This window comes from Streptomyces sp. NPDC001156 (genome assembly GCF_053598275.1).
This window is the reverse complement of record NZ_JBSFJX010000002.1, coordinates 47,199-70,127: the sequence shown is the minus strand read 5'-3', so window position 1 is coordinate 70,127 and position 22,929 is coordinate 47,199. Positions and strand designations below refer to the sequence as shown.

The window sequence follows — 22,929 nt, the reverse complement described above, 5'->3', positions numbered from 1 at the left end:
GACCCACCGGCAGCGGCCGTCGGCGCCGGTCCGTCAGTTGACGGACACCACCGGGCTGCCCGCCTGGCTGGTGTCGGTGACCGGGGCGTACTTCGCCGTGAAGTAGCCGTTGGCGAAGCACAGCGACGAGCCGGAAACCTTGGTGAACTGCTGGCTGGTGAAGGCGATGCCGTTGTCGGTGTTGCTCGCCGTGCCGGTCAGGCTCGGGGCCTGGTAGACGCAGGTGATGGTGCCGAGCAGGGTGCGCAGCTTGACCGTGGTCTGGATGGTAGAGCCGGCGGCCGGGGTGACGGTGACCGTGCCGTCGGAGCCGACCGTGGTGGTGTAGGGCAGGTGGTCGACGGTGATGCCGGTGACGCCCAGGACACCGATGACGTTGCTGGTGCAGCTGCTGCTGTCGAAACTGTGGCCGGTGAGCGACTCGGTGGCGGCGCCCGGGGCGGCCGGGTTGTCGGTGACGGTGGCGGTGAACGTGGAGGAGGTGCAGGAGACCCCGCTGGTGCCGGTGGCGCTGGAGTAGAGCGTGGCCGTGGTGCCGGCGGCGAGCGACGCGTTGAGGACGTCGCCGACGGCGACGGCGGTGCCGCCTGCGGTGAGCACGGCGCCGTCCGCGGAGGCGGGGGAAGCCGCGGCCAGGGCGAGGGCAGCGGCGGTGCCGGCGACGGCGAGCAGGGATCGGGGCGTACGCATGAGGGTGCCTCTTCTCCGAAGTGGGGGGTTGCGGGGGGTGTGCCGCTGCCGGCCCGTGACGCCTTCTCCGTACGTGACGGGCGGGCAGCGGCAGCCGGGTCACCGGGAACGGTGCACGGACAGGGGAGGCGACCGTGCCGGTGTCGCGGAGAGTGCTGGATCGCGGCCGGATGTGAAGGTTCCGTGCTTCGCACCGCGCGTGCGGAGGTGTCACCAACGCCCCGGGAGGACGGGGGCCGGGAGAGTGACGTGTGCGGTGCGACGGATCCGGCGCCACGGATCCATGCGAGATCAGGGGAAGTTGTAGACCTGATGAATCGTCAACGTCAATACGTGACAGCGAAGTTGATGGGAATAGATGCGGCGGGGCAGGTCGGCGGCCACCCTGCCCGGAAGGCCGCCGGTACATCGGCGGCACAGGTGCAACACAACCAACACCCTTTTTCCACAGCTCTCTTGACCTCTCGGTGTAACCGCCGGTAACTTCCCCAGTGGTAACTGCCGCGCCGCGAGCAAGCCCTTGCACACGCCGGGATGCCAGAGGAGGCGCGCACGGCAGCCGCTGTCCGCGCCAGGACAACACGCCAGCGAAGCCCCACTCGCATTGCCTATGCACAGGAGCAGACATGGCCTCGTCCTCGGACGCCACGGCGTCCCCCGGTCCCGCACCCGAGCACCAGGAAAGCGGTGCCACCACCGCAGCGTCGCCCGAAAGGCGCGGGCGGGTCCGCCTGCGCCGCGCCGCGGTGATGGCGGTGCCTGCCACCGCGATCGCCGCCGGTCTCGCGATCATGACCGCCCAGGGAGCACTGGGGGTGCAGTTCGCGATCTCCGGTCTGCCCTTCACGGTCGCCGCCACGGACCTGAACGGCACCGGTTTCGAGCAGTTCGGCGCCCTGGACAACATGGCGGACGACAGTCCGAACGCCGGCGACACCGGCGGCCAGGTGCTGGTCGTCACCTCCGCGATCAAGAACGCCACACTGGTCAAGCTGTGCCAGAGCGTCGACCTCGGCGGCACGAACCTGAAGATCACCGCGGGCGGCGGCAAGGACAAGGTGACCGCCACCGATCTGACCACCGACTCGACCCTGCTGACCGGCGACGCCGACTTCAACCACATCGAGATCGGGAACGACGCGAGCACCCTGACCAAGGCCGGGGTGCAGGGCAACAAGGGCGTCTTCGGGCAGCAGGCGGACACGGTGCACATCGTCAACCTGCGGCAGACCAACTACGCCACCACCGCCGCGGTATTCAGGCTGCCCGGCCTGAACCTCAGCTTCAGCGACACGGGCTGCTGATGGCGAGCCGGGCGAGGACCGCCTTCCGGCGCCGGCGGGCGGACCGCCCCTTCTGGGGCGGGCTGCTGCTGACGCTGGGCGGAGCGGAGATCCTCCTCACGGAGAAGGCGTCGCTGAAGGTGATCACGCACATCGGCATGCAGGGCCTGGCCGGGTATCTACTGCCGACGGTGATGCTGCTGTGCGGACTGCTGCTGCTCTTCAGCCCGGCCCAGCGCGTGTTCTACTCGATCCTCGGAGTCCTGGTGTCCCTGGGCAGCTGGATCACGTCCAACCTGGGCGGCTTCCTGATCGGCCTGCTGCTGGGCGTGACGGGAAGCTGCCTGGCCTTCGGCTGGCTGCCCGACCAGGAGCCGCGCCGGGGCGTCCTGCGCCGCCGTCGCGATCGGTCCCCCACGGCCGACACCGCCGCCTCCTGAGCCCCTCGACCCCTCGGCGGGCGGGCCGGTCGCCCCGACCCCCACATCTGCACGGGGCCCCTGCCGGGTCCCGTCCGCCGAGGCCGTACAACGGGGAACCGAGCGGTCTCATCCCGTGAGCGTGCCCAACCCTGTGAGCGCGCTCATATACGACCTGTGCGGCATGTCGTTGAATGGCGGTTCGCCCGGATGCCGGCCGACCGGAGGAGACGCACCGTGGGTGAGCACGTTCACGTCCGCATCAGGCACGGCCTCGGGGTCAGCGAGGACGGCCATTTGATCGAGAAGTCCCGCTGCCGTTGCGGGGCCACCTGGACCAGGACGTACCGGGTCGGCGAAGGCGCCCCCGACCAGGACTCCTGAGACCCCCGGGTGCCGTCACAGAGGGCCCGCGGCCTTCAGGGCTGGCGCTTGGCGGTCACGGTGAAGCGCGCGCCGTCCGGGTCGGCGAGCACCGCGTCCTCGGCGCCCTCCTCCCACTGCAGGACGCAGCCGCCCTGGGCCCGCGCGGCCCGCGCACAGGCCTCGACGTCGCCCACCACGAAGTGGACCTGCCAGTGCGGGCGGATCGTGGGGTCGGGCGCGGCCTCCACCGCTCCCGAGTGGATCCGTGCCACCACCGTTCCACCGCTGCGCAGGACCACCTCGTCGCCGTCGTACTGCACCTCGCAACAGCCCTGGCGTGCGGAGGCCCAGTCGAGGACCTCCCCGTAGAAGATCGCGGAGTCGAAGGCGTTCCGCGTGTGCAGCCGTATGAACGTGGGGGCGGCCTCGCGCCACTCCTCCCAGCCCGTGACGAGCGGGCCCTCCCAGACACCGAAGACCGCTCCGTCGCGATCCGCCAGCAGGGCGGCCCGGCCGGGCGGAAAGGAGAGCGGGCCGACGGCCGTCGTACCGCCGCGCTCACGGCAGCGGCTCGCCGCCTCGTCGGCGCTGGGGACGGCGAAGTACGGGGTCCAGGCGACGGCCATCTGCCACATCGAGGCCACGGCGGCGATCCCGGCGACGGGCACCCCGTCCGCCAACGCCACCCGGATTCGCTCGTCCATGCTGTTCGGCCGCCATTCCCAGCCGAACACGGCCCGGTAGAAGTTCTCCGCGACGTCGAGGTCGCGCGTGGTCAGACTGACCCAGCACGGTGCACCGAACACCGAGTCACTGGGGACTCCTCCTTTGCCCCGTGCCTCGTTCTTGACCATGACCACTCCGACCGGTTCCCTGGGGGAGATGCCGGGCACCTCCCCCATCGTTCGCTCAGGGTCTCCGGGTACCCCGATAGCGCCCTAGCAAGGATGCGTCACCGAGCGGCGGGCGTCATCCGGAGAGGGACCGGCCGGGGTGCCTGAGGGCCGGAAGCGCCTCGGGCACCGGCCCCGAGGACCAGTGCGGAGTGCTGCCGGCCAGGCGGCAGGCGAGGAAGTACAGCGGGATCGACGGCGTGTACGGAGAGTCACCGTCGGGTCGGTGGATCAGCAGTGGCCGGTCGGCACGAGGGCCGCTCCAGGAGGGGTCGGCCCGGTGTGGCTGCGGCTCCGGGGCCCCGCGGCCCAGGCGGGCGTCGACCGCACAGCTCGTCGACGGCGGCCAGGTGACGCCGATGTCGCAGCCCGCGGGGACGATCCACCACCACTGGAGGTCGTCGGCGAACACACAGCCGACACGGGACAGGCACTTCATGATCCGTTCGCCGTGTTCCCTCGGAGTGCCCACGACGTCGTATCCGAGAGCGGCGGTCAGCGCCGGGGACAGGGCCAGGCGGGCGGCGGGTGGGTGGGGCAGCGGTTCGGCAGAGGCGTGCGGCCGTTCCATGGTGGGGGTCCTTGTTACTCCTCCGCCTCCGGGGCGCGGTCGGCCGGATGGGGGGCGGGCCTGAGGTGCGGGACGGCGGGTGGGACGGTCACGAGGGCTTCACCGGGCTGGGGGCTCAGCTCGGCCCAGACGACGCGACCGGAGCCGAGCGGGGCGTCCCTTGCCCACCAGTCGCTGCTCAGCGCGTCGACCAGGACGAGGCCGCGGCCACTCTGGTCGTCGGGGTGCGGGCTGCGGAGCGCGGGCAGGGTCCCGCCGCGGTTCTCGTCCTGGACCTCGATGTGCAGCCGGTGGCCGTCGGTGCGCAGCCGGCACACGATGCGCTCGCCGGCGCCGTGCATGACGGCGTTGGTGACGAGCTCCGAGGTCACCAAGACAGCGTTGTCAACGGTTCGGTGGCCGGTGCCCCACCGGGCAAGCAGGGCTCGGACGTTGCTCCGGGCCACCCCCACCGCCGCCGGGAGGGCCAGGACGGCGAAGACATCGGACCGACGGGGTGAGGCGCCCCCGGAGAGGCGGTCCAAGGACTGGGGGAGGGAGGGCGGAGCCATCACCGTTCGCCTTTCGTCTGCCGGGGCACCTTGCCGGCGCCCACCGCCGGACGCCGTGCCGCGCCCCGTGCATCTCACTCCATCGCACAGGGACCGCAGCCCCGTCTCCCCCAACCGGGCTGCTCAACATCTTGGTTCACCGGCCGCCGACGCTATGAACACTGTGGCACCCGCCAACAACAGCTCGCAACTGGCGAGTTGAGAATTGCGAGGCGCCCGCGCTGCCGGACATCGTGTATCTGAACGGCCTCGTGGGCGCCGTCTCTCTCGACAAGACCGACGACGTCGCCCGAATTCCGCGAGACCCTCCACCTCGACCGGCCGGTCGCCCTCACGGTGATCGCGATCGTCCACTTCATGCTGGACGCGGACGACGCGGTCGGCAATGTGCGCCGCCTTCTCGAACCGCTGCCGTCCGGCAGCTGGCTGGCCATGTCCATCGGCACCGCCGAGTTCGCTCCGGACGAGGTGGGACGAGTGGCCCGGGAGTACGCGGCGCGCAACATGCCGATGCGGCTGCGGACGATCGACGAGGCCCACGAGTTCTTCGACGGGCTGGAGTTGGCCGCGCCCGGCGTGGTCCAGGTGCACAAGTGGCACCCGGACGGGACCGGGGAGCAGGGCATCCGGGACGAGGACATCGCGATGTACGGGCGGTTGCCCGCAAGCCCTGACCGGAACGTCGCCGCGGGGGCACCGCCGGCTGCCGAGTGCGGGTCGCACGGCTGATCGCGCCCCCTGCGGCGGAGCCCGCACGATGCCACGGGCTGCGTCCGTGCCGGGGGCGCGGCCCGTCGCCGTCTACAACGCCGCCAGCGTCGGTAGCAGTTCCGCCGCCGCGGTCACGTCCCCTGTCAGCGGGCGGTCCTCCGTCTTCTCCGGGAGCGCCGCGGCCGCCACGGTGAAGGCCGGGACGGCCGGCGGGGCGGGATGCAGCCGCAACGCCCGTACGGCCACGACCAGTTCGCAGGCGAGGACGGTGCGGTACGCGTCCACCGCGCGCAGCGACTGGCGGGCGGCCTGGGAGGCGAAGCTGGCCGCCTCCTCCAGTCCCTGGGACAGGACCGTGTGCCCGGCCGACGCCGGGGCGGCACAGGAACGCAGCTCGGCGAGCGCGGAGTTGGCGGTGTACTCCAGGATCATCGTGCCCGAGCTGCCCGTGGGTCCCGAGGCGAGGTACGCGGGCAGCCCCGTCAGGTCCGCCCTGCCGAGCGCGGTCAGGCGCGCCGCGGACAGCTGGGCGGTCCCCAGCAGGGCCAGGCACGCCCCGTCCAGGGCGAGGCCGAGTGGTGCCGCGAAGAATCCGCCGTGGTGGTGGGCCGTGCCGTCCTCACCGATCAGCGGGTTCTCCGAAGGGCAGTTGACCTCCACCTCGACGATCCGCCGCAGCGCGTCGGCGGCCTCCAGCGCAGGCCCGTGCACCTGCGGGAAGGCCCGGAAGCCGTACGGGTCCTGGATCCGCCCCACAGCCAGCGGCGGACGGTCTGGGGCGCCCAGCAGGCGCCGTACCTCCATCGCGGCTCGGGCCGCTCCGGGGTACGGGCGTACGGCGTGCACGGGGGCCGCGTAGGCCTCCAGCAACCCGGACACGGCGGCCAGCGACAGGGCCGCCACCGCGTGTGTGGCGTCCAGCAGCACCGTCAGGTCGTGGCAGGCCAGCGCGGACTGACCGAGCGCGAGGGCGTTGCTGCTGAGCAGGGCGAGGGCATCGCCGGGACGCAGGGCCACGGGCGCGGGCAGACCGGACTGCGGGTCGCCGAGCCAGGGGCGCTCGCCGATCAGGGTGAGACCGGTCTGGGCCAGCGCGGTCAGATCGCCGGTGCCGACGCCGCCGTACTCGTTGACGGCGGGGCGGACGCCGAGCCGCAAGGCGTCGGTGAGCGCGGTGACGAAGGCGGGCTGGATGCCGGAGCCACCCGCCAGCAGCTGGTTGGCGCGCACGGCGAGCATCGCCCGGATCTCGCGGGCCGGCAGCAGGGCGCCCGCTCCTCCCGCGTGGCTGCGCAGCAGCCGCAGCCCGTGCCCCGACTCCTCCTCGGCATCGACCCGCACCGAGCGGTGGGCACCGACGCCGGTGCCGCGGCCGTACAACTGGCCTGCGGCAGCGAGCCGCTGGGCCGTGTGCCATGAGCGCCGGGCGCGCTCCATGGCCGGTGCGGGCACGACGGGCACGGCCGCGCCCCCGGCCAGGCGGACCACCCCGCCGACGTCGAGGGCGGTGCCGTCGAGGACGACGCGGGCGCCCGTGTCCGTCGTGGGCTCGGGCACCCGCGCCGCTCCGTCCGCGGTGTCCACGGGCGGGTGCGTCAGCCCAGGCCGGCCGACTTCAGCCAGGCCTTGGCGACGTCCAGCGGGTCCTTGTTGCCGAGCTGCACCTGGGTGTCCAGGTCCAGCAGCGCCGCCGTGTCCAGCTTGGCCGACACCGCGTTGAGCGCGTCGACGCCCTGCTGGGACAGCCCCGACTTGTAGACGAGCGGCTGCACGTTCTCGAACCCGAAGAGGTTCTTCGGGTCCTGGAGGACCACGAACTTCTCCTTGGAGATGGTCGGGTCCGTGGTGAAGATGTCCGCAGCCTGCACGGTGTTCTTCTTCAGCGCCGCCTGGGTCAGCGGGCCGCCCGCGTCCAGGGCCTTGAAGGACTTGAACTCCAGGCCATAGACCGACTTCAGGCCGACCAGTCCCTGCTGCCGGGTCTGGAACTCCGGGGACGCGCCGATGACCAGGTCCTTGGCCGCGTTCTTGAGGTCCGCGATGCCGGACTGCTCGGTGAGGCCGTACTTCTTGGCGGTGTCCGCGTTGAGGGTGACGGAGTCCTTGTCCTGCGCGGGCGCCGGCTCCAGCAGCGTCAGCTTGGAGTCCAGCTTGGCGTTGATCGCGGCCGTGGTGGCGGCGATCGTCTTCGGGGCGGCGTCCTTGTCGAGGTAGGCCAGCAGCGCGCCGTTGTACTCCGGCAGGACCGTGATGGAGCCGTTCTTCAGCAGGCCGTAAGTGGTCTCGCGGCTACCGATGTTGGGCTTGTAGGTCACCTTCAGGCCCTTGGCCTTCAGAGCCTCGCCGTAGATGTCGGCGATCAGGATGCTCTCGGCGAAGTTGTTGGAACCCACGACGACGGTGTTGCCGTCGGACTTACCGCCCGAGAGCGGGTCGGACTTGTTGTCGGAGGACGAGGAACACCCCGCGAGCAGTACTGCCGTGGCGGCGAGGGCGACGGCGGCCGTGCCGGGGAGTCTCCTGCTGGACGTGCTGGTGTTCGCTGTAAAGGTCACGATTCCCGTTCCGGGCCGAAGGGGTGGGGGCAAGGCGTGGCGCTGCTGTGCGGGGGTGCGGGCGCCGCACTCCACTGATCCAATCCAGCTCGTTCTCGGTCAGTCAAGAGCATTCTGGTCACCGATTGGCCTCGATGCCCGGACGATCGTGAACGTCCGATTGTGAAGGAGCAACGACCGAACCGGGGCGGAACCACGCGCTCTTCGTAATGGATTCTTGACGTAGGGCGACCGGAACCGGGGCCTCAAGAGACGGTAGTCTCCCGGAAGTTCGCGCGGGGCTGCAGTGTGCGCTGACAACGGTGTCCGGGCCGCCTTGTACCGTTCTGTGCCGACCCGGTCGGTTCCGTTGGCGACCCCGGTCGATCCATTGCGGTCACATTGAATCTACACGCGCCCCAAGACGCCTTCAAAGGAGGCTTGGTGTCCACGAACGAGGTGGACGCGCCGGCCCGGCCGGCGCCGTCCCCGCCGGGTGGTGGCCTACGCGGCTTCGCCGTCCGATGGCCGTTCAGGCGCAAGCTCAACATCCTCTTCGGTGTACCGCTCGCCGTGGTGGCCGTGCTGCTCGTCTACCTCATCAGCGGCCTGATACAGCAGTCGGTCAGCGCCGGGTCCGCGGCTCGGCTGGTACGCGACAGCACCCAGGTCGCCCGGCTCGTCGACCGGTTGGAGGCCGAGCACCAGCAGGCCATCCTGCTCTCGGTGCGCTACGAGGCGGCCGCCGGCGGCACCAAGCCCTCACTGTCGGCCTATCGCGCCGCCCAGCAGGCCGTGGACGCCCAAGTGGACAAGGTGCGGGCCGCCTTCGGAGACCGACTGCCGGAGACGGAGGACCAGGTCCTCAAAGAGATCGACGGACTGTCCAGCCTGCGCGAGACCGTCGAGCAGGGGTACCTGCCCGCCGACAACATCGACCCGGCCTACACCAACACCTCCGAAGGACTGATCGACGGTCTCGGGCTGGACCGGAACGAGGATCTCGCGGCCACCTTCACCGGCAACCTGCTCGACTCGCTGCTGCGCGCCGACGCCGCGCACGGTGCCTTCGAGACCGGTGTCTTCTCGGCGACGACCGGTGACACCAACGCACTCATCGAGTACGCGGGGGCGGTCGGCTCCTACGAGCTGTACACCTACCAGGCGGACCGCTTCGGCCGGTTCGCCACCGATGAGCAGGCGAACCTGCTCTCCGGGATGGAGCACAGCACCGCCCAGCGGGACATCGCCGAGGCGTACGCCGAGCTCCAGATCGACCCCAGCGCCCTGCAGGCGGCCACCCTGGCGGAGGTCCGCGCGAAGTCCACGGCGGCCCTGAGCGGTTACTCCGCCTACCCCCGGCAGGCCGCGAGCCGGCTGGAGATCACCGCCGCGCTGATCGACCAGGTCGCCGACCGGGCCGACGCCGCGTCCAGCACCGCCCAGTGGCGGGCCGGACTGCTGCTGAGCCTCGCGCTCGTGGGCTTCGCCGTCTGGATCGCCTTCTCCGGGGCGGTGCGCCGCTCCGTGGTCCGCCCCGTCCAGGCCCTCACCGGCGCCGCCCAGCAGGTCGCCGAGGTCGCCGGCCGCGAACTGGCCCGGGTGGCCGACGAGGACGCCGAGGACGACGGCCCGCCACGGCTGCGTGAGATGCCCGTCACCGCACGCGACGAGATCGGCGAGCTGGCCGAGGCCTTCAACCGTGTGCAGACCACCGCGGCCGCGCTGCTGGAGCGCCAGGTGCTCAGCCGGCGCAACGTCGCCGAGATGTTCGGCAACGTGGGGCGCAGAGTGAGCAACCTGACCACGCGTCAGCTGGTGCTGATCGACGCGGTGGAGCGGGGCGAGACGGACCCCGCGCTCCTCGAACGCCTCTACTCCATCGACCACATCGCCGTGCGGCTGCGGCGCAACGCGGACAGCCTGATGCTGCTCGCCGGCATCCGCGAGACGGTCCTGGACTCCGGTCCCACCGCACTCACCAACGTCGTACGGGCCGCGCTCGGCCAGATCGAGGGCTTCCAGCGGGTGCGGCTGCACGCCGAGACCGATGTCATGGTGGAACCCGACATCATCGGCGACCTGACGCTGATGGTCGCCGAACTCCTGGAGAACGCCGTCTCGTTCTCACCCGCCGGCAGCCCCGTCGAGGTGACGGTGCGCACCCGTGCCGAAGGCGCGGTGATCGAGGTCGCCGACCACGGCCTCGGGATGAGCGCCGAGCGGCTCGCCGAGGAGAACGCCCGGCTGGTCCGCCGTGAGCGCCTGGACGTCGTACCGACGAAGGTGCTCGGCCTGTTCGTGGTGGGCACGCTGGCGCGCCGCTGGGAGGTCCGGGTCGTACTGTCCCGCACACCCGGCGGTGGGGTCACGGCCACTGTGGAGATCCCCTCGATGTTGCTGCTGACGATGAGCCCGGTGGACGCGCCGGAGCCCGAGCCCACGGCGTCGGCCACGGCCGGGCCGGAGTCCGCGGCTGCCGTGTCCGGCCCGGTGCCGTCGGCCGTCGTCGCCCCGGCGGACGTGCCCGCCGAGCAGGCTCCCGCCGGCGCCGAGGACCGGCCCGATGCCCTGCCCCGGCGGCTCCCCCGACACCAGCAGCACGAGGTGGGCGAGGAGGCGGCCGGGGACGGCCACGAGCGTGCGGACCGTACGGAGTCCCGCCTGCCCGACGGCACCGGCGCCCTGGACCATTCGGTTCCTCATGACCCTGCCGAGGAGCTCCCGCTCGTCCCCCGCCCCCGCACGGAGGGCACCGCACCGGCTCCCGGGGCCCGTACCCCCGAATCGGCGCACGCCGTGGCCGAGGCCGCACCCGGCACCCCGAGGCCGCTGCGCCGCCGCGTCCGGGGCGCGACGCTGCCGACCACCACCTCCGACACCGGTCGGCAGGCGGCGTCACGGGCTCCCCGGCCCGCCGACGCCGACGAAGTCCGCTCCGCGCTCGACGAGTTCGAGGCCGCGGTGGAGCGCGCCAACCGCGACACCGCCACCCGCACCACCCCCCACCGCACGCACGACCAGAACCACCTCCAGGAAGGAGCGGAGCAGTGAGCACGTCGACAGGTGACACTCCGGCAGGAGGCACCACGCCGGCCGACCTGCAAGCCGCAGCAGCCGACTTCACCTGGCTGCTCAACCGGTTCGCGACCGAGACCGCGGGCGTCGTCGACGCCATCGCCGTCTCCTCCGACGGTCTGCTCATCGCCGTCTCCGAACTGCGCGAGCACGCCGACTCGGAGCGGCTCGCCGCGATCGTCTCCGGCATCACCAGCCTGGCCGCAGGCGCCTCCGGCAACTACGGCCTCGGCGGCCTCAACAAGGTCATCATCGACCTGGAGGGCGGTCACGTCCTGGTCTCCGCGATCGGCAGCGGCGCCGTGCTCGGCGTGGTCACCGACAAGGAGGCCAAGCTGGGCAACATCGCCTACGAGATGACCCTGTTCGCCAACCGGGCGGGTGCCGCGCTCAGCCCCCAGCTGGTGCTGGAGCTGAAGAACAGCGTCGGCGCCGCCTCGACGGGGTGACCGGTCCCGACCCGGCCGAGGAAGGAAGTCGCACCCATGGCGGACGGCCGCACTCCGCGCGACACCGACGAGGGGGGCCGCACGCCGGTGGAACCGTTCGGTCGCGTTGCCGCCGTACGGCCGTTCCTGGTCACCGCCGGCCGGGTGGCGCCCACCGCGTCCGGCCGGCCGGTCCCCGTCGAGACCCAGGTGGTGGCCACCACGGAGGGTCTCGAAGCGCTCGACCGGCTCTCGTTCGAGCAGCACGACATCGTCGCCGCCTGCAGGCAGCCGCAGTCCATCGCGGAGATCGCGGCCCGGCTGCGGCTGCATCTGAACGTGGTCCGGGTCCTCGCCGAGGACCTGCGCGCCGCCGGGCAGCTGACGGTGTATGTGCCGCACACCGACGTCACGCACGACGCGTCCGTCCTGCGAAGGGTTATCGATGGCCTCCGGGCCATCCCCGACTCCCGGGGGGTACTCCGTGACACCGACTGAACCGGTCACCGGCGGCGCGGCAGCGCAGACGGCCGTACGTCCCCCGCTGCCGGTCAAGATGGTGATCGCGGGCGGCTTCGGGGTGGGCAAGACCACCGCCGTCGGTTCGATCTCCGAGATCGAACCGCTGACCACCGAGGCGGCCATCACCGAGGTGGCCGCGGGCGTGGACGACCTCACGCACACCCCGCGCAAGACCACGACCACGGTCGCCATGGACTTCGGCTGCATCACCATCGACCCGACCCTGAAGCTGTACCTCTTCGGCACGCCCGGGCAGGACCGGTTCGGCTTCATGTGGGACGACATCGTGGAGGGCGCGGTCGGCGGGCTCGTCATCGTCGACACACGGCGCCTCGACGACTGCTACGCGGCCGTGGACTACTTCGAGCACAAGGACATCCCGTTCGCGGTCGCCCTCAACGCCTTCGACGGCAGGGTGGAGTACGGCGTGAACGAGGTGCGCTGGGCGCTGGACGTCTCCGAGCACGTCCCGGTCATCGTCTTCGACGCCCGGGAGCGCGGCTCGGTGCGCGACGCGCTGCTCGTGGTGCTGGAGCAGGCGCTGGCCCGCAGCGAGGGATGACACAGCGCGGCGGGGCCCGGGAATCGTGGATTCCCGGGCCCCCGGTCGTTCCGTCAGGCGCTCCGGCGCACGCCCTGCGACACCGCGAAGCGCCCGGCCGCCCAGAACAGTCCGAGCGTCGCGAGCGCCATGGCGGCCACCAGCGTGGCGCCGCCCACCACCTTCTCGTAGTTCCTCTGGTAGAGGCCGTCGATGATGTACCGGCCGAGGCCGCCGAGGCCCAGGTACGCGGCGATGGTCGCCGTCGAGACGATCTGGATGGCGGCCGAGCGTAGACCGCTGAGGATCAGCGGGAGCGCGACGGGGAGTTCCACCTGGAACAGGATGCGCGACTCCTGCATTCCCATGCCGCGGGCCGCGTCCACCGGGGACGGGTCGACGGAGCGGACGGCCTCGTAGGTGGTGACCAGAATCGGCGGGACCGCGAGGACGACCAGCGGGATCATCACGGGCAGCAGACTGAACCCGAGCAGGATGACCATCAGCACCAGCAGGCCGAAACTGGGCAGGGCCCGGGCGGCGGTGGCGATCAGGGCGAGGGCGTTGCCGCCGCGCCCGAAGTGGCCGGTGACCAGCCCGACCGGCAGCCCGATCGCGGCGGCGACGACGAGCGCCTCCAGGGAGTACTGGAGGTGCTCCCACAGGCGCGTGGGGATGCCGTCGTAACCGTGCCAGTGAGCACTGTCGTTGAAGAAGGCGCTGACGAAATTGAGTACGTTCACCGGGCGGCGTCCTCCAGGACGGGCACGGCCGCATCGGGCCGGGCCGCGGCGGCCTTGGGCTTCGGGCGGCGCGCGCCGCTCGGCATCCAGGGGGTTAGCAGAACGCGGACGAGGACCAGCACGGCATCGGCGAGGATGGCCAGGACCGCCGTGGTGAGCACGGAGTTCCAGGCGAGTTCGGGCCGGTGGTAGATGTTCGCGTCGTTGAGCAGGTTTCCGAGCGCGCCCTGGTTGCCGATCAGCATGCCGACGCTGACCAGGCTGATGCTGGACACGGTGGCCACCCGCAACCCGGCGATGATGGCGGGCACGGCGATCGGCAACTGGACCTGGAGGTAACGGCGTACGGGTCCGAAGCCCATCGCGGTGGCCGCTGCGAGCGTCTCCTGCGGTACGGAGCGGACGCCGTCCACGATCGCGGGGACGAGCACGACCAGGCTGTAGACGGCGAGCGGGATCATCACCGTGGTCTCGGTCTGGCCGGTGTAGTCGATGAGGACGACGAAGAAGGCCAGCGAGGGGATGGCGTAGAGCACGGTCGTCACCCACAGCACCGGCGGATACAGCCAGCGGAACCGCACACAGAGCTGACCGACGGGCAGCGCGACCAGCAGACCCACCAGGACCGGGAGCAGGGACTCCCTCAAGTGCAGGCCGATCAGGCCGAGATAGCTGCTCTGCAGGTCGCTCGGGATGTCGAAGAACCTGTTCATCCGGCGACCTTCTCGTCCGGGTGCTCCTCGGCATGGGCGCTGCGGATGGCGTCGCCGACGGTCTGCTGCGACACGACCCCGACCACCCGGCCGTCGCCGTCCACGGCGACGGACCAGCCGGTGGGCGACAGCACCGCGCCGTCGAGCGCCGCGCGCAGCGAGTCCTTGCCGTACACGAACGGCCGTCCGTACGGCAGCAGTCGCTCCGGTGCGATGTCCCCGGCGACGAGGTCCCCGGCCTCGCTCCAGCCGAGCGGCTTGCCGTCGAGGTCCGTGACGAGCAGGTACGGCACGTCGGACGCTGCGCGGGAGGCGATCTGCTCGGCGGTGGAGTCGACGGCGACGATGGCCGTCTTCTTCAGCTCAAGGCCCTCGGTGGTGAAGAACGACAGCCGCCGGATGCCGCGGTCCGTGCCGAGGAAGTCCTCCACGAACGCGTCGGCCGGGGAGGACAGAAGCTCCGCCGGCGGCGCGAACTGGGCGAGTCTGCCACCGGTCCGCATGACGGCGACCATGGTGCCGAGCCGGATGGCCTCGTCGATGTCATGGGTGACGAAGACGATGGTCTTGCCCAGCTCCTCCTGGATACGGAGCAGTTCCTCCTGCAGGCCCTTGCGCACGATCGGGTCGACGGCGGAGAACGGCTCGTCCATGAGGAGCACCGGCGGGTCCGCGGCGAGTGCGCGCGCCACACCGACGCGCTGTTGCTGCCCGCCGGAGAGCTGGTACGGGTACCGCTTGGCCAGCGAGGCGTCGAGTCCGACCCGGTCCATCAACTCCCGCGCCCTGGCCCGGGCCCGGTCCTTGCTCCAGCCGAGCAGCCGGGGCACGGTCGCGATGTTGTCGACGATCGTGCGGTGCTGGAAGAGCCCGGCGTTCTGGATGACGTACCCCATCGACCGGCGCAGCGAGTTCACGGGCTGCTTGCCGATGTCGACGCCGTCGAGCGTGATCGTGCCCTCGGTCGGCTCGATCATCCGGTTGATCATGCGGAGGGTCGTCGTCTTGCCGCAGCCCGAGGGGCCGACGAAGACGGTGATCGAGCGGTCCGGTATCTCCAATGACAACCGGTCGACCGCCACCGTGCCGTCCGGGTACCGCTTGGTGACTGAATCTATCCGTATCAAAGCGCCGAATACCCTTCGGGTGTGGCAGGAGCGGCCTGATCCCGGCCGGTGTCGCAAGGGCCGTTGCGGGGAGAGTGTAGACGGCGCATGTTGCGGCTCCATGGCGGGTGACCTGCCGGTCGGACCACGGCGGTGCGCCCGGCATGCGAAATCGGGGCGGAGATGGCCAGGTTGCTGCCCCATATGGCCGCCCTTTCTTATGGGGTCCCCACATATGCCGTCCCATGCCTCCTTTGCCTAACGTGTCGCCGCACCGAGGAGCGTCGGGCACACGTCGGCAAGGGGGACAGGACATGCGGTACAGACATGGCCGTGCGGGCCGGTGGCGGCTTCTGCTCGCCCTCCTGATGGCGGTGGTGGCCGGACTGCCGGCCACCGGCGGCACCGCGTACGCCGCCGAGCCGCCTTCGTATCTCACTCTCGAGGCAACCTACGGGGCCGGTGTCGTCACCAACGGCTGGGAGCGCGTGGAGCGTTACCTCGACACCACCACCGGGTTCCGCACCGAGGGCTACCCGCCGGACGGCCGCGGTGACCAGGACGGCAAGCGGGTGACCTACTTCGGCGGCGTCTCGCGCCCGTACTCCGGCCGCTTCCTGCTCTACTCGGCCCCCGGCTGGAACACCGGGACCAACACCACGCCGGTCCTGCTCGTCCATGGCGCGAACGACACCGCGGACCGCGCCTGGGCCAATCCGGGTGAGGCGGGCGGCTACGGCTGCGGCGCCCTGTCCTGCCCGTCCACCGGGCTGATGCAGTATCTGTCGGGGCGTGGACACCGCGTCTTCGCCGTCGGCTTCGCGCACAAGCAGGGTGAGAACCTGATGCAGGCGCAGATCGTCGGCGACGCGATCGCGGTCATCAAGGCGAAGCTGGGCGTCACCAAGGTCGACCTCGTCGGCTGGAGCAAGGGCGAGATGTCGGCCCGCGCGTATGTGTCGTCCCTGAAGCCGAGTTGGGGACGGGCCTACGCCGGTGACGTCCGCAGGCTGATCACCGTCGGCGGGCCCAACGGCGGCTACGACTATCCGTACGCCCACGGCTGGGCGCACGACTTCTCCATCTGGCCCGAGTGCGGAGGCACGGTCAACGCCCCGTCCCCGCACTCGTACATGACGTGCTACGGCCAGTACACCTCGCACCCCGAGTTCTCCATGACGCCCGCCGGCGGCTACGACGACTATCCCGGTCAGCGCCAGATGCTGGCGCGCTGGGACGGGGTGTTCGGGGTCGACGGCTCCGCGCAGGACTGGTACACGACGTACTATGGCGGCCAGGGCTACTACACCGCGGGCAGTGGCATCCAGGCCGCCATCAACGCCGGCTCACTGATCACGCCCCTGCACAACGCCGGAGTACCCGCCTCCGTCACCACCTATCTGCTGGCCGGCGGTTCCGCGGACGTCGTCGGCATCTTCAACGAGAACCGCGGGCCCAGCGACGGTGTCGTCTTCATCGCGAGCGCGCTCGACACCACCGGTATCCCCACGGTCGGCGGCACGGCCACCGTGGTCGGCGCCAACCACCTCGAGCTGGGCTGGAACAGCTCGGCCGCCGCCCAGATCGCCACCTGGCTCTCCTGAAGGACCGCCCATGAGCACCAGCAGCATCCGCACCCGACGAGTTCCCACCGACCGGCTCACCGTCGGGGTCACCGACATCCGGGACGAGGGCGAACCGGTCGTCTTCGTCCACGGAAACGTCTCCTCCTCCGCCTTCTGGCGCACCACCCTGCCGCTGCTTCCGGAGCGGTACCGCCCCCTCGCACCGGACCTGCGGGGGTTCGGCGACACCGACCCGCTGCCCATCGACGCGACGCGCGGCCTGCGCGACCACGCCGACGACCTCGCCGCGCTGCTGGCGGCCCTCGGGCTCGACCGGGTACACCTGGTGGGCTGGTCGATGGGCGGGGGCGTCGTCCTGCAGTACCTGTGCGACCATCCGGCCGCGGTGCGCTCGGTGACCCTGGTCAACCCCGTCTCCCCGTACGGCTTCGGCGGCACCCAGGGGGTGGACGGAACCCTCAACTCCGAGGACGGGGCGGGCGCGGGCGGCGGCACCGCCAACCCCGAGTTCGTCACGCGGCTCGCGAAGGGCGACCGCGGTGAGGACTCCCCACTCTCCCCCCGGTCCGTCCTGGCGAACTGCTACGTCAAGCCGCCCCTGCGCCCCGAGCACGAGGACGAGTACGTCGAGTCCATGCTCACCACCCGCACAGGGGACGACCACTACCCGGGCGACAGCGTGGCGTCCCCCGCCTGGCCGGGCGTCGCACCCGGTACCCGCGGGGTCCTCAACTGCCTCTCACCGCTGGTCTTCCGTGTCGACGAGCTGCATCTGCTCGACCCGAAGCCGCCGGTGCTGTGGATACGCGGCGAGGACGACGTGATCGTCTCGGACACCTCGCTGTTCGACCTGGCGCACCTGGGCTCGATCGGCGCGGTGCCGGGCTGGGACGGGACGCCCGCCCAGCCGATGGTGGCGCAGACCCGCCACGTCCTGGACCGCTACGCGTCGGCCGGCGGCACGGTACGCGAGGTCGCCGTCCCGGGCGCCGGGCACGCCGTGCACCTGGAACGCCCCGAGGAGTTCGGTGCGGCTCTGCTGGAGGTCCTGTCGGCCTGACGGTGTGCGCCACCGAGCAGGCCTCTTCGCGGGGCGGCGTGGCGTCCTTCCCGGACGCCCGCCGCCCCGCCCTTCGGCCGGTCAGCCCTCGTTCGGCGCCAGACGCAGCGAGATCGAGTTGATGCAGTACCGCTGGTCCGTCGGGGTCGGGTAGCCCTCGCCCTCGAAGACGTGCCCGAGGTGCGAGCCGCAGCGGGCGCAGCGCACCTCCGTGCGGACCATTCCGTGGGAGCGGTCCTCGATCAGTTCCACGGCGTCACTGTCCTTCGGGTCGAAGAAGGACGGCCAGCCGCAGTGGGACTCGAACTTGGTGTCCGAGGTGAACAGCTCGGCGCCGCAGGCACGACAGGAGTAGACGCCCTGGGTCTTGGTGTCGGTGTACTCACCGGTGAAGGCGGGCTCCGTGCCCGCCTGGCGCAGGACGGCATACTCCGCCGGGGTCAGCTCCGTGCGCCACTGCTCGTCCGGCTTGTCGATGTCGTACGACATGAAGGCCAACCCCTTTACTTCTGTGCGAGACGGTCCAGGATCCGGGGGCCGAGGTCCGTGACGTCCCCGGCGCCCATGGTGAGAACGAGATCTCCGGGCTCCGTCATTCCCGCCACGACCGCGGGGACATCGGCCTTGTCGTGGACGGCCTGGACGTCCGCGCCCGCCGCCCGGGCCGCCTCGATGATCAGCTCGCTCGTCACACCCGGGATCGGGTCCTCGCGGGCCGGGTAGATGTCCAGGACGACCGAGGAGTCGGCCAGGCCGAGGGCCTCGCCCATCTCCTTGCCCAGCTCCTGGGTGCGGGAGAAGAGGTGGGGCTGGAAGACCACCAGGATGCGGGAGTCGCCGGCCGCGGCCCGCATCGCCTCCAGGTCCGCCGTCATCTCCGTCGGGTGGTGCGCATAGGAGTCGATGACCTGGACGCCGGCCTCCTCGCCCTTGAGCTGGAGGCGGCGCTTCACGCCCGTGTACGCCGCCAGAGCCGGGGCCAGCTCCGCCGCCGGGACGCCCAGCGCCGCACCCGCCGCCAGCGCCGCCACCGCGTTGTGCGCGTAGTGACGGCCGGGGACGGAGACGGTGAAGGTCAGCTCCGTGCCGTCCAGCACCACCGTCACCTCGCTCTTGAGGCCCTGCGGGACGACGGAGAGGATGCGCACATCGGCGTCCCGCGACTCGCCGTACGTCACCGTCCGCACCGAGCCCCCCAGCCGCCGCGTCAGCTCGCGTGCGCCCTCGTGGTCCGCCGAGACCACCAGCGTGCCGTCGGGCACGATCCGGCCCGCGAACGCCTCGAAGGAGTCGTAGATCTCCTCCATGGAGGCGTAGTTGGCGTGGTGGTCGAGTTCGACGTTGAGGACGATCGCCACCTCGGGCGCGTACTTGTGGAAGCTGCGGTCGCTCTCGTCGGCCTCGGCGACGAAGATCTCGCCCTCGCCGTGCAGGGCGTTGGAGCCGGGTGCGTCGAGATCGCCGCCGATCGCGTACGACGGGGCGAGACCCAGCTCGGTGAGGGAGACCGCCAGCATCGACGTCGTGGTCGTCTTGCCGTGGGTGCCGGCGACCGCGATCGGACGCAGGCCGTCCATCAGCCGGGCCAGCGCGTCCGAGCGGTGGACCACGGGGATGCCCAGCTCCGCCGCCCGGGCCAGCTCGGGGTTGTCCGCCCGGATGGCGGAGGAGACGACGACGCAGCTGGCGTCGTCGGCGAGGTGCTCGGCCGCGTGACCGAGGTGCACGGTCACGCCCAGCGCGCGCAGCGCCTCGGCGGTCGGGGAGTCCTTGACATCACTGCCCGCCACCTTGGCGCCACGCTGCGCGAGGATCTTCGCGATTCCCGACATTCCGGCGCCGCCGATGCCGATGAAGTGCGGTCGGTCCATGGCGGTGGGGAGGCCGGGTGCCATGCGTGTCTCCTGGATGCTGGTACGGCGTGCGTTCAGCGCCCCAGCCTATGCGGTATCGCGCGCGCCCAGTGACACCGACCGGTCACTGGCTCTTGCTGTGCGAGAACAGCTTGAGCACCGGTACGCCCACCTTGTGCCGGGCTCTCGAGGCCCAGTCGCGGTGGAAGAACTCCTCCACGTAGTGGGGGTCGGTCAGCACGATGACCTCGTCCGCGCCGACCTCGTCGACGAGCTTCTTGAGCGCGTCGAGCGGGTGGTCCTCGATGAGCCTGCCCTCCGCCTCGCTCCCCGCCCCGTGCAGCGCGGACAGGGAGACCTCCAGGGCCTGCTGCCCCAGCGCCACGGCGTCCTTGCCCTCCGGGGTCTCCCGCTCGTGCGCCGCCTCGTCCAGCTCGCCGAGGGCGATGTCGTCGATGGCGCGCAGCAGACGGTCGGCCTGGTCGCCGCGGGGCTGCAGCAGGACGTGGAAGGACACCGTTTCGTCACCATGCAGAGTGGTGACGAACTCCACGTCCGCCGATGTGAGGGCCTTCTCGATCATCAGTACGCTCGTGAACACGACGGGCGCCCCTTCTTTTCCGAGTCCGTCGAGGACCCCCGAGGGGCCTCTCCTCCGTGGGCCTCCAAGGCCCTGCGGAAACCATCCTGCCCCGTGATCGCACAGAGACCGCCTGATTTAGTGCGCCCATCCGGGGTCGCACGGAACAGGTGATTCCACAAAAATCCGGCTCAAGGCACGGGAACACACACAGCCCCGTGGCTCAGCTCCGGTGGTAGCGACTGAACAGGAATCCCTCTTCCTCCAGCAGCGACACGAGCGTAAACCGCCTGGGTACGGCCACCGACGGCCCCCCGGCGATCCGCTGCGCGTCACCCGCCGTGAGCATGGGGGACACCGTCAGGCACAGCTCGTCCAGCACGCCTGCCGCGACCAGCTGGCCCAGCAGCCGCGGCCCGCCCTCGGTGAGCAGCCGGGTCAGACCGAGATCCGCGAGGGCGCGTACGGCGCGGGCCGGGTCCACGCCCATGCCGTCCCCGGCGGTCACCACCCGGGCGCCCGCCTTCTCGGCGGCGGCCACCCGGTCCGGCGCCGCCGCGGCCCCGGTCAGCACCAGTGTGGGCACCAGCGGCGAGGTGAAGAGCGGCCATGAGAAGTCCAGCTCGAGACTCGCGCTGACGACCGCGATCGCGGGCACGGGCCCCTGCCCGGCCGCCGTGCGCAGCGCCGCGAAGGCCTCTCGCTCGCGGGCCGGACGGTATCCCTCCTGCCGTACCGTCTCAGCCCCCACGATCACGACATCGGCGAGCCCCCGCAGAGTGCCGAAGATCCGCATGTCGGCGGCGCCGGAGATGGGCTGGGAGCGCCCGTCGTGCTGGGCGGCGCCGTCCAGGGTGGAGACCATGTTGGCGCGCAGCCAGGGCTCCCGTCCGCCCGGCCCCGCCTCCGGATACGCGTACGCCGCGGCCAGCTCCTCCAGGCTCCACTCACGGTCGGCCTGGCCGGCACCGGGGAGCCCGCCGGCTGGACCCGCGCCCGCCGCCTGCCCGTCATCGGGGGCCGTGTCACCCGGCCGGGTCGCTGTCTCGTCGGTCACAGGGAACAGGCGTCGCATGTCGAGCAGTGTGGCACGGCCTTTAGAGTGGTGAACCGTGTCGTCCTCCACCGCCGCCTCAGGGATCGATCCGATAGCCGAGGCGGCCCCGCTGTCGCTCTGTTCCCGCGAGCCGTACGTCCCCGCCGACCGACTCGTCGCCGAGATGGTGCCGCCGCCGCGCTTCGACTCGGTCCGCTTCGCCACCTACATCCCGGACCCGAACCAGCCGAGCCAGAACGAGGCGGTCCGCGTCCTCGAGGGCTTCGCCGACGGCCTCGGCGGCGCCCACGCCGTCTCCGCCAAGCGCCCGTTCTTCGGCTTCGGCAAGGCGAAGTCCGCCAAGGTCCCGTCGGGCCCCCGCGGCGTCTACCTCGACGGCGGCTACGGCGTCGGCAAGACCCATCTGCTCGCCTCCCTGTGGCACGCGACCCCGGCGGCGCCCTCTCTCAAGGCCTTCGGCACCTTCGTGGAACTGACCAACCTGGTCGGCGCGCTCGGCTTCCAGCAGACGGTCCAGACGCTCTCCGAGCACCGTCTTCTCTGCATCGACGAGTTCGAGCTCGACGATCCGGGCGACACCGTCCTCGTCTCCACCCTGCTCGGCAAGCTGGTCGAGGCGGGCGTCGCACTCGCCGCCACCTCCAACACGCTGCCGGGCAAGCTCGGCGAGGGCCGCTTCGCCGCCGTCGACTTCCTGCGCGAGATCCAGGGCCTGTCCGCCCACTTCCGCACGCTGCGCATCGACGGCGAGGACTACCGCCACCGCGGGCTGCCCGAGGCTCCGGCGCCGTACAGCGACGAGCAGGTGACGAAGGCGGCGTACGCCACCGCGGGCGCCTCGCTCGACGACTTCCCGCACCTGCTCGACCACCTCGCGCGCGTCCACCCCAGCCGGTACGGCGCTCTGGCCGACGGGGTGCACGCCGTGTGCCTGACCGACGTCCGGCCCGTGCCGGACCAGTCGACGGCCCTGCGCCTCGTGGTGCTCGCGGACCGGCTCTACGACCGCGAGGTCCCGGTGCTCGCCTCCGGACTGCCGTTCGACAAGCTGTTCAGCGAGGAGATGCTGAAGGGCGGCTACCGCAAGAAGTACTTCCGTGCGATCTCCCGCCTCACGGCCCTCGCCCGTGACGCGCAGGGTCTCGTGAAGGAGTAACAACCCCAAACGGTCGTGCGCCGCCGCCGTGGACCCGATGCGCAGGGGTCCGCGCGCCCAGTAAGACAGGGAGCTGATGGCGCAGGGCGCCGGGAACGCGATCTGCGGGCTGCTCGGCAAGCTGCCGATGACCGCGGTGATCGTCCGCAGCGCGGCCGACGTCCCGGCGGGCGCCAGGACCAAGGCGTCCCCGGCGTTGCACTTCGCCGGCAAGGGGGCGGGCCTCGTCGAGGCCCGGCAGTCGGGCAACGCGACGCTTCTGCGGCTGCCGAGGATCCTCGACGGCCTGGAGGCACTGCCCCAGGACCGGCCGGTCGAACGGGACCTGTGACCGGGCTGCCACCTGGACCACGCCTGCCGTACGGCCCTGGAGAGCTGGGCGGAGCGGCACAGCGCGGCCGGGACGGAACCGGTGCGGATGGCATCCCGCGGCTGACCGCACGGGGCCACCGGGCTCGTCACGGGCGAGCGTCTGCCGGTGGGCCGGT

General features: G+C 71.4%; 23 protein-coding genes and 2 pseudogenes. 12 read left to right on the top strand and 13 right to left on the bottom strand.

Annotation, left to right across the window (positions count from 1 at the left end; all coding sequences use genetic code 11):
- Positions 1-33 precede the first annotated feature (33 nt).
- On the bottom strand, positions 34-690 hold the full coding sequence (locus ACWDA7_RS01660) for a Tat pathway signal sequence domain protein (RefSeq protein WP_450602219.1): 657 nt from the start codon (positions 688-690) through the stop codon (positions 34-36).
- A 626-nt stretch (positions 691-1,316) separates the two neighbouring features.
- Between ACWDA7_RS01660 and ACWDA7_RS01655 the strand changes: the two genes are divergently transcribed.
- The 3 genes from ACWDA7_RS01655 to ACWDA7_RS01645 all read left to right on the top strand — a co-directional run bounded on the left by ACWDA7_RS01655 (position 1,317) and on the right by ACWDA7_RS01645 (position 2,776).
- Positions 1,317-1,994, top strand: a complete 678-nt coding sequence (locus ACWDA7_RS01655; RefSeq protein ID WP_450602218.1) for a DUF6230 family protein — start codon at positions 1,317-1,319, stop codon at positions 1,992-1,994.
- The gene (locus ACWDA7_RS01650; protein WP_450602216.1) at positions 1,994-2,413 is read left to right on the top strand and encodes a DUF6114 domain-containing protein; all 420 of its coding nucleotides are present in this window, start codon (positions 1,994-1,996) and stop codon (positions 2,411-2,413) included. The genes ACWDA7_RS01655 and ACWDA7_RS01650 overlap by 1 nt, the downstream gene beginning before the upstream one ends.
- 216 nt (positions 2,414-2,629) lie before the next feature.
- Positions 2,630-2,776 (top strand): hypothetical protein, encoded by a 147-nt coding sequence (locus ACWDA7_RS01645; RefSeq protein WP_450602215.1) that lies wholly within the window; start codon positions 2,630-2,632, stop codon positions 2,774-2,776.
- Positions 2,777-2,811: 35 nt separating this feature from the next.
- Here the strand turns inward: ACWDA7_RS01645 and ACWDA7_RS01640 are convergent, their stop codons facing one another.
- The 3 genes from ACWDA7_RS01640 to ACWDA7_RS01630 all read right to left on the bottom strand — a co-directional run bounded on the left by ACWDA7_RS01640 (position 2,812) and on the right by ACWDA7_RS01630 (position 4,773).
- A complete protein-coding gene (locus ACWDA7_RS01640; protein WP_359394429.1) occupies positions 2,812-3,612 on the bottom strand; it encodes a VOC family protein in 801 nt (266 codons plus the stop codon).
- 115 nt (positions 3,613-3,727) lie between these two features.
- Positions 3,728-4,222 carry a hypothetical protein gene (locus tag ACWDA7_RS01635; protein ID WP_450602214.1) on the bottom strand — a complete coding sequence of 165 codons (495 nt, stop codon included), beginning with the start codon at positions 4,220-4,222 and terminating at the stop codon, positions 3,728-3,730.
- Positions 4,223-4,236: 14 nt separating this feature from the next.
- Positions 4,237-4,773: an ATP-binding protein gene (locus ACWDA7_RS01630; RefSeq protein ID WP_450602212.1), complete on the bottom strand. Its 537-nt coding sequence runs from the start codon at positions 4,771-4,773 to the stop codon at positions 4,237-4,239.
- Between the two features lie 285 nt (positions 4,774-5,058).
- On the opposite strand from ACWDA7_RS01630, the pseudogene ACWDA7_RS01625 reads away from it, so the two are divergent.
- A pseudogene (locus ACWDA7_RS01625) lies at positions 5,059-5,502 on the top strand (SAM-dependent methyltransferase); the annotation flags it as partial.
- A gap of 72 nt (positions 5,503-5,574) precedes the next feature.
- On the opposite strand, the gene ACWDA7_RS01620 reads toward ACWDA7_RS01625, so the two are convergent.
- Both ACWDA7_RS01620 and ACWDA7_RS01615 read right to left on the bottom strand, forming a co-directional pair.
- Positions 5,575-7,068, bottom strand: a complete 1,494-nt coding sequence (locus ACWDA7_RS01620; protein ID WP_450602211.1) for an aromatic amino acid ammonia-lyase — start codon at positions 7,066-7,068, stop codon at positions 5,575-5,577.
- An 11-nt stretch (positions 7,069-7,079) separates the two neighbouring features.
- A complete protein-coding gene (locus tag ACWDA7_RS01615; RefSeq protein ID WP_450602210.1) occupies positions 7,080-8,039 on the bottom strand; it encodes an ABC transporter substrate-binding protein in 960 nt (319 codons plus the stop codon).
- A 423-nt stretch (positions 8,040-8,462) separates the two neighbouring features.
- On the opposite strand from ACWDA7_RS01615, the gene ACWDA7_RS01610 reads away from it, so the two are divergent.
- The 4 genes from ACWDA7_RS01610 to ACWDA7_RS01595 are packed head-to-tail and all read left to right on the top strand — an operon-like array spanning position 8,463 to position 12,608.
- The gene (locus ACWDA7_RS01610; RefSeq protein WP_450602208.1) at positions 8,463-11,072 is read left to right on the top strand and encodes an ATP-binding protein; all 2,610 of its coding nucleotides are present in this window, start codon (positions 8,463-8,465) and stop codon (positions 11,070-11,072) included.
- Positions 11,069-11,545, top strand: coding sequence for a roadblock/LC7 domain-containing protein (locus ACWDA7_RS01605; RefSeq protein WP_359394351.1), 477 nt, complete (start codon positions 11,069-11,071; stop codon positions 11,543-11,545). The genes ACWDA7_RS01610 and ACWDA7_RS01605 overlap by 4 nt, the downstream gene beginning before the upstream one ends.
- Before the next feature lie 36 nt (positions 11,546-11,581).
- Entirely contained in the window at positions 11,582-12,022 is a 441-nt protein-coding gene (locus ACWDA7_RS01600) for a DUF742 domain-containing protein (RefSeq protein ID WP_450602207.1), read from the top strand.
- Positions 12,009-12,608, top strand: coding sequence for a GTP-binding protein (locus tag ACWDA7_RS01595; protein ID WP_450602206.1), 600 nt, complete (start codon positions 12,009-12,011; stop codon positions 12,606-12,608). Before ACWDA7_RS01600 ends, ACWDA7_RS01595 begins: the two co-directional genes overlap by 14 nt.
- A 53-nt stretch (positions 12,609-12,661) precedes the next feature.
- Here the strand turns inward: ACWDA7_RS01595 and ACWDA7_RS01590 are convergent, their stop codons facing one another.
- The 3 genes from ACWDA7_RS01590 to ACWDA7_RS01580 are packed head-to-tail and all read right to left on the bottom strand — an operon-like array spanning position 12,662 to position 15,170.
- Complete coding sequence (locus ACWDA7_RS01590; protein ID WP_359394345.1) at positions 12,662-13,330, bottom strand: ABC transporter permease; 669 nt, start codon at positions 13,328-13,330, stop codon at positions 12,662-12,664.
- Positions 13,327-14,043 (bottom strand): ABC transporter permease, encoded by a 717-nt coding sequence (locus ACWDA7_RS01585; protein WP_359394343.1) that lies wholly within the window; start codon positions 14,041-14,043, stop codon positions 13,327-13,329. The genes ACWDA7_RS01590 and ACWDA7_RS01585 overlap by 4 nt, the downstream gene beginning before the upstream one ends.
- Positions 14,040-15,170: an ABC transporter ATP-binding protein gene (locus ACWDA7_RS01580; RefSeq protein WP_450602205.1), complete on the bottom strand. Its 1,131-nt coding sequence runs from the start codon at positions 15,168-15,170 to the stop codon at positions 14,040-14,042. Before ACWDA7_RS01580 ends, ACWDA7_RS01585 begins: the two co-directional genes overlap by 4 nt.
- 293 nt (positions 15,171-15,463) lie before the next feature.
- On the opposite strand from ACWDA7_RS01580, the gene ACWDA7_RS01575 reads away from it, so the two are divergent.
- The gene (locus ACWDA7_RS01575) at positions 15,464-16,753 is read left to right on the top strand and encodes an esterase/lipase family protein (RefSeq protein WP_450602204.1); all 1,290 of its coding nucleotides are present in this window, start codon (positions 15,464-15,466) and stop codon (positions 16,751-16,753) included.
- Between the two features lie 10 nt (positions 16,754-16,763).
- Positions 16,764-17,795 (top strand): alpha/beta fold hydrolase, encoded by a 1,032-nt coding sequence (locus tag ACWDA7_RS01570; RefSeq protein WP_450602203.1) that lies wholly within the window; start codon positions 16,764-16,766, stop codon positions 17,793-17,795.
- Positions 17,796-17,876: 81 nt separating this feature from the next.
- Here ACWDA7_RS01570 and msrB read toward each other — a convergent pair whose 3' ends face one another.
- From msrB to ACWDA7_RS01550, 4 genes are all read right to left on the bottom strand, one after another.
- Entirely contained in the window at positions 17,877-18,284 is a 408-nt protein-coding gene (gene msrB, locus ACWDA7_RS01565) for a peptide-methionine (R)-S-oxide reductase MsrB (protein ID WP_450602202.1), read from the bottom strand.
- A gap of 14 nt (positions 18,285-18,298) precedes the next feature.
- Entirely contained in the window at positions 18,299-19,690 is a 1,392-nt protein-coding gene (murC, locus tag ACWDA7_RS01560) for a UDP-N-acetylmuramate--L-alanine ligase (protein ID WP_450602200.1), read from the bottom strand.
- Positions 19,691-19,772: 82 nt separating this feature from the next.
- Positions 19,773-20,249, bottom strand: coding sequence for an indole-3-glycerol phosphate synthase (locus tag ACWDA7_RS01555; RefSeq protein WP_450602199.1), 477 nt, complete (start codon positions 20,247-20,249; stop codon positions 19,773-19,775).
- 202 nt (positions 20,250-20,451) lie between these two features.
- Positions 20,452-21,303, bottom strand: a complete 852-nt coding sequence (locus tag ACWDA7_RS01550) for a pyrimidine reductase family protein (protein WP_450602198.1) — start codon at positions 21,301-21,303, stop codon at positions 20,452-20,454.
- A gap of 37 nt (positions 21,304-21,340) precedes the next feature.
- Between ACWDA7_RS01550 and zapE the strand changes: the two genes are divergently transcribed.
- Positions 21,341-22,441, top strand: a complete 1,101-nt coding sequence (gene zapE / locus ACWDA7_RS01545) for a cell division protein ZapE (protein WP_450602197.1) — start codon at positions 21,341-21,343, stop codon at positions 22,439-22,441.
- Between the two features lie 19 nt (positions 22,442-22,460).
- A pseudogene (locus ACWDA7_RS01540) lies at positions 22,461-22,877 on the top strand (SulP family inorganic anion transporter); the annotation flags it as partial.
- Positions 22,878-22,929: the final 52 nt, after the last annotated feature.

Bases quoted from the DNA above. Each gene is read 5' to 3' on its own strand.
- ACWDA7_RS01655 (WP_450602218.1), top strand. From the start codon at position 1,317: ATGGCCTCGTCCTCGGACGCCACGGCGTCCCCCGGTCCCGCACCCGAG.
- ACWDA7_RS01640 (WP_359394429.1), bottom strand. From the start codon at position 3,612: ATGGTCAAGAACGAGGCACGGGGCAAAGGAGGAGTCCCCAGTGACTCG.
- ACWDA7_RS01660 (WP_450602219.1), bottom strand. From the start codon at position 690: ATGCGTACGCCCCGATCCCTGCTCGCCGTCGCCGGCACCGCCGCTGCC.
- ACWDA7_RS01600 (WP_450602207.1), top strand. From the start codon at position 11,582: ATGGCGGACGGCCGCACTCCGCGCGACACCGACGAGGGGGGCCGCACG.
- ACWDA7_RS01550 (WP_450602198.1), bottom strand. From the start codon at position 21,303: ATGCGACGCCTGTTCCCTGTGACCGACGAGACAGCGACCCGGCCGGGT.
- ACWDA7_RS01630 (WP_450602212.1), bottom strand. From the start codon at position 4,773: ATGGCTCCGCCCTCCCTCCCCCAGTCCTTGGACCGCCTCTCCGGGGGC.
- ACWDA7_RS01585 (WP_359394343.1), bottom strand. From the start codon at position 14,043: ATGAACAGGTTCTTCGACATCCCGAGCGACCTGCAGAGCAGCTATCTC.
- murC (WP_450602200.1), bottom strand. From the start codon at position 19,690: ATGGCACCCGGCCTCCCCACCGCCATGGACCGACCGCACTTCATCGGC.
- ACWDA7_RS01570 (WP_450602203.1), top strand. From the start codon at position 16,764: ATGAGCACCAGCAGCATCCGCACCCGACGAGTTCCCACCGACCGGCTC.
- ACWDA7_RS01635 (WP_450602214.1), bottom strand. From the start codon at position 4,222: ATGGAACGGCCGCACGCCTCTGCCGAACCGCTGCCCCACCCACCCGCC.
- ACWDA7_RS01575 (WP_450602204.1), top strand. From the start codon at position 15,464: ATGCGGTACAGACATGGCCGTGCGGGCCGGTGGCGGCTTCTGCTCGCC.
- ACWDA7_RS01650 (WP_450602216.1), top strand. From the start codon at position 1,994: ATGGCGAGCCGGGCGAGGACCGCCTTCCGGCGCCGGCGGGCGGACCGC.
- msrB (WP_450602202.1), bottom strand. From the start codon at position 18,284: ATGTCGTACGACATCGACAAGCCGGACGAGCAGTGGCGCACGGAGCTG.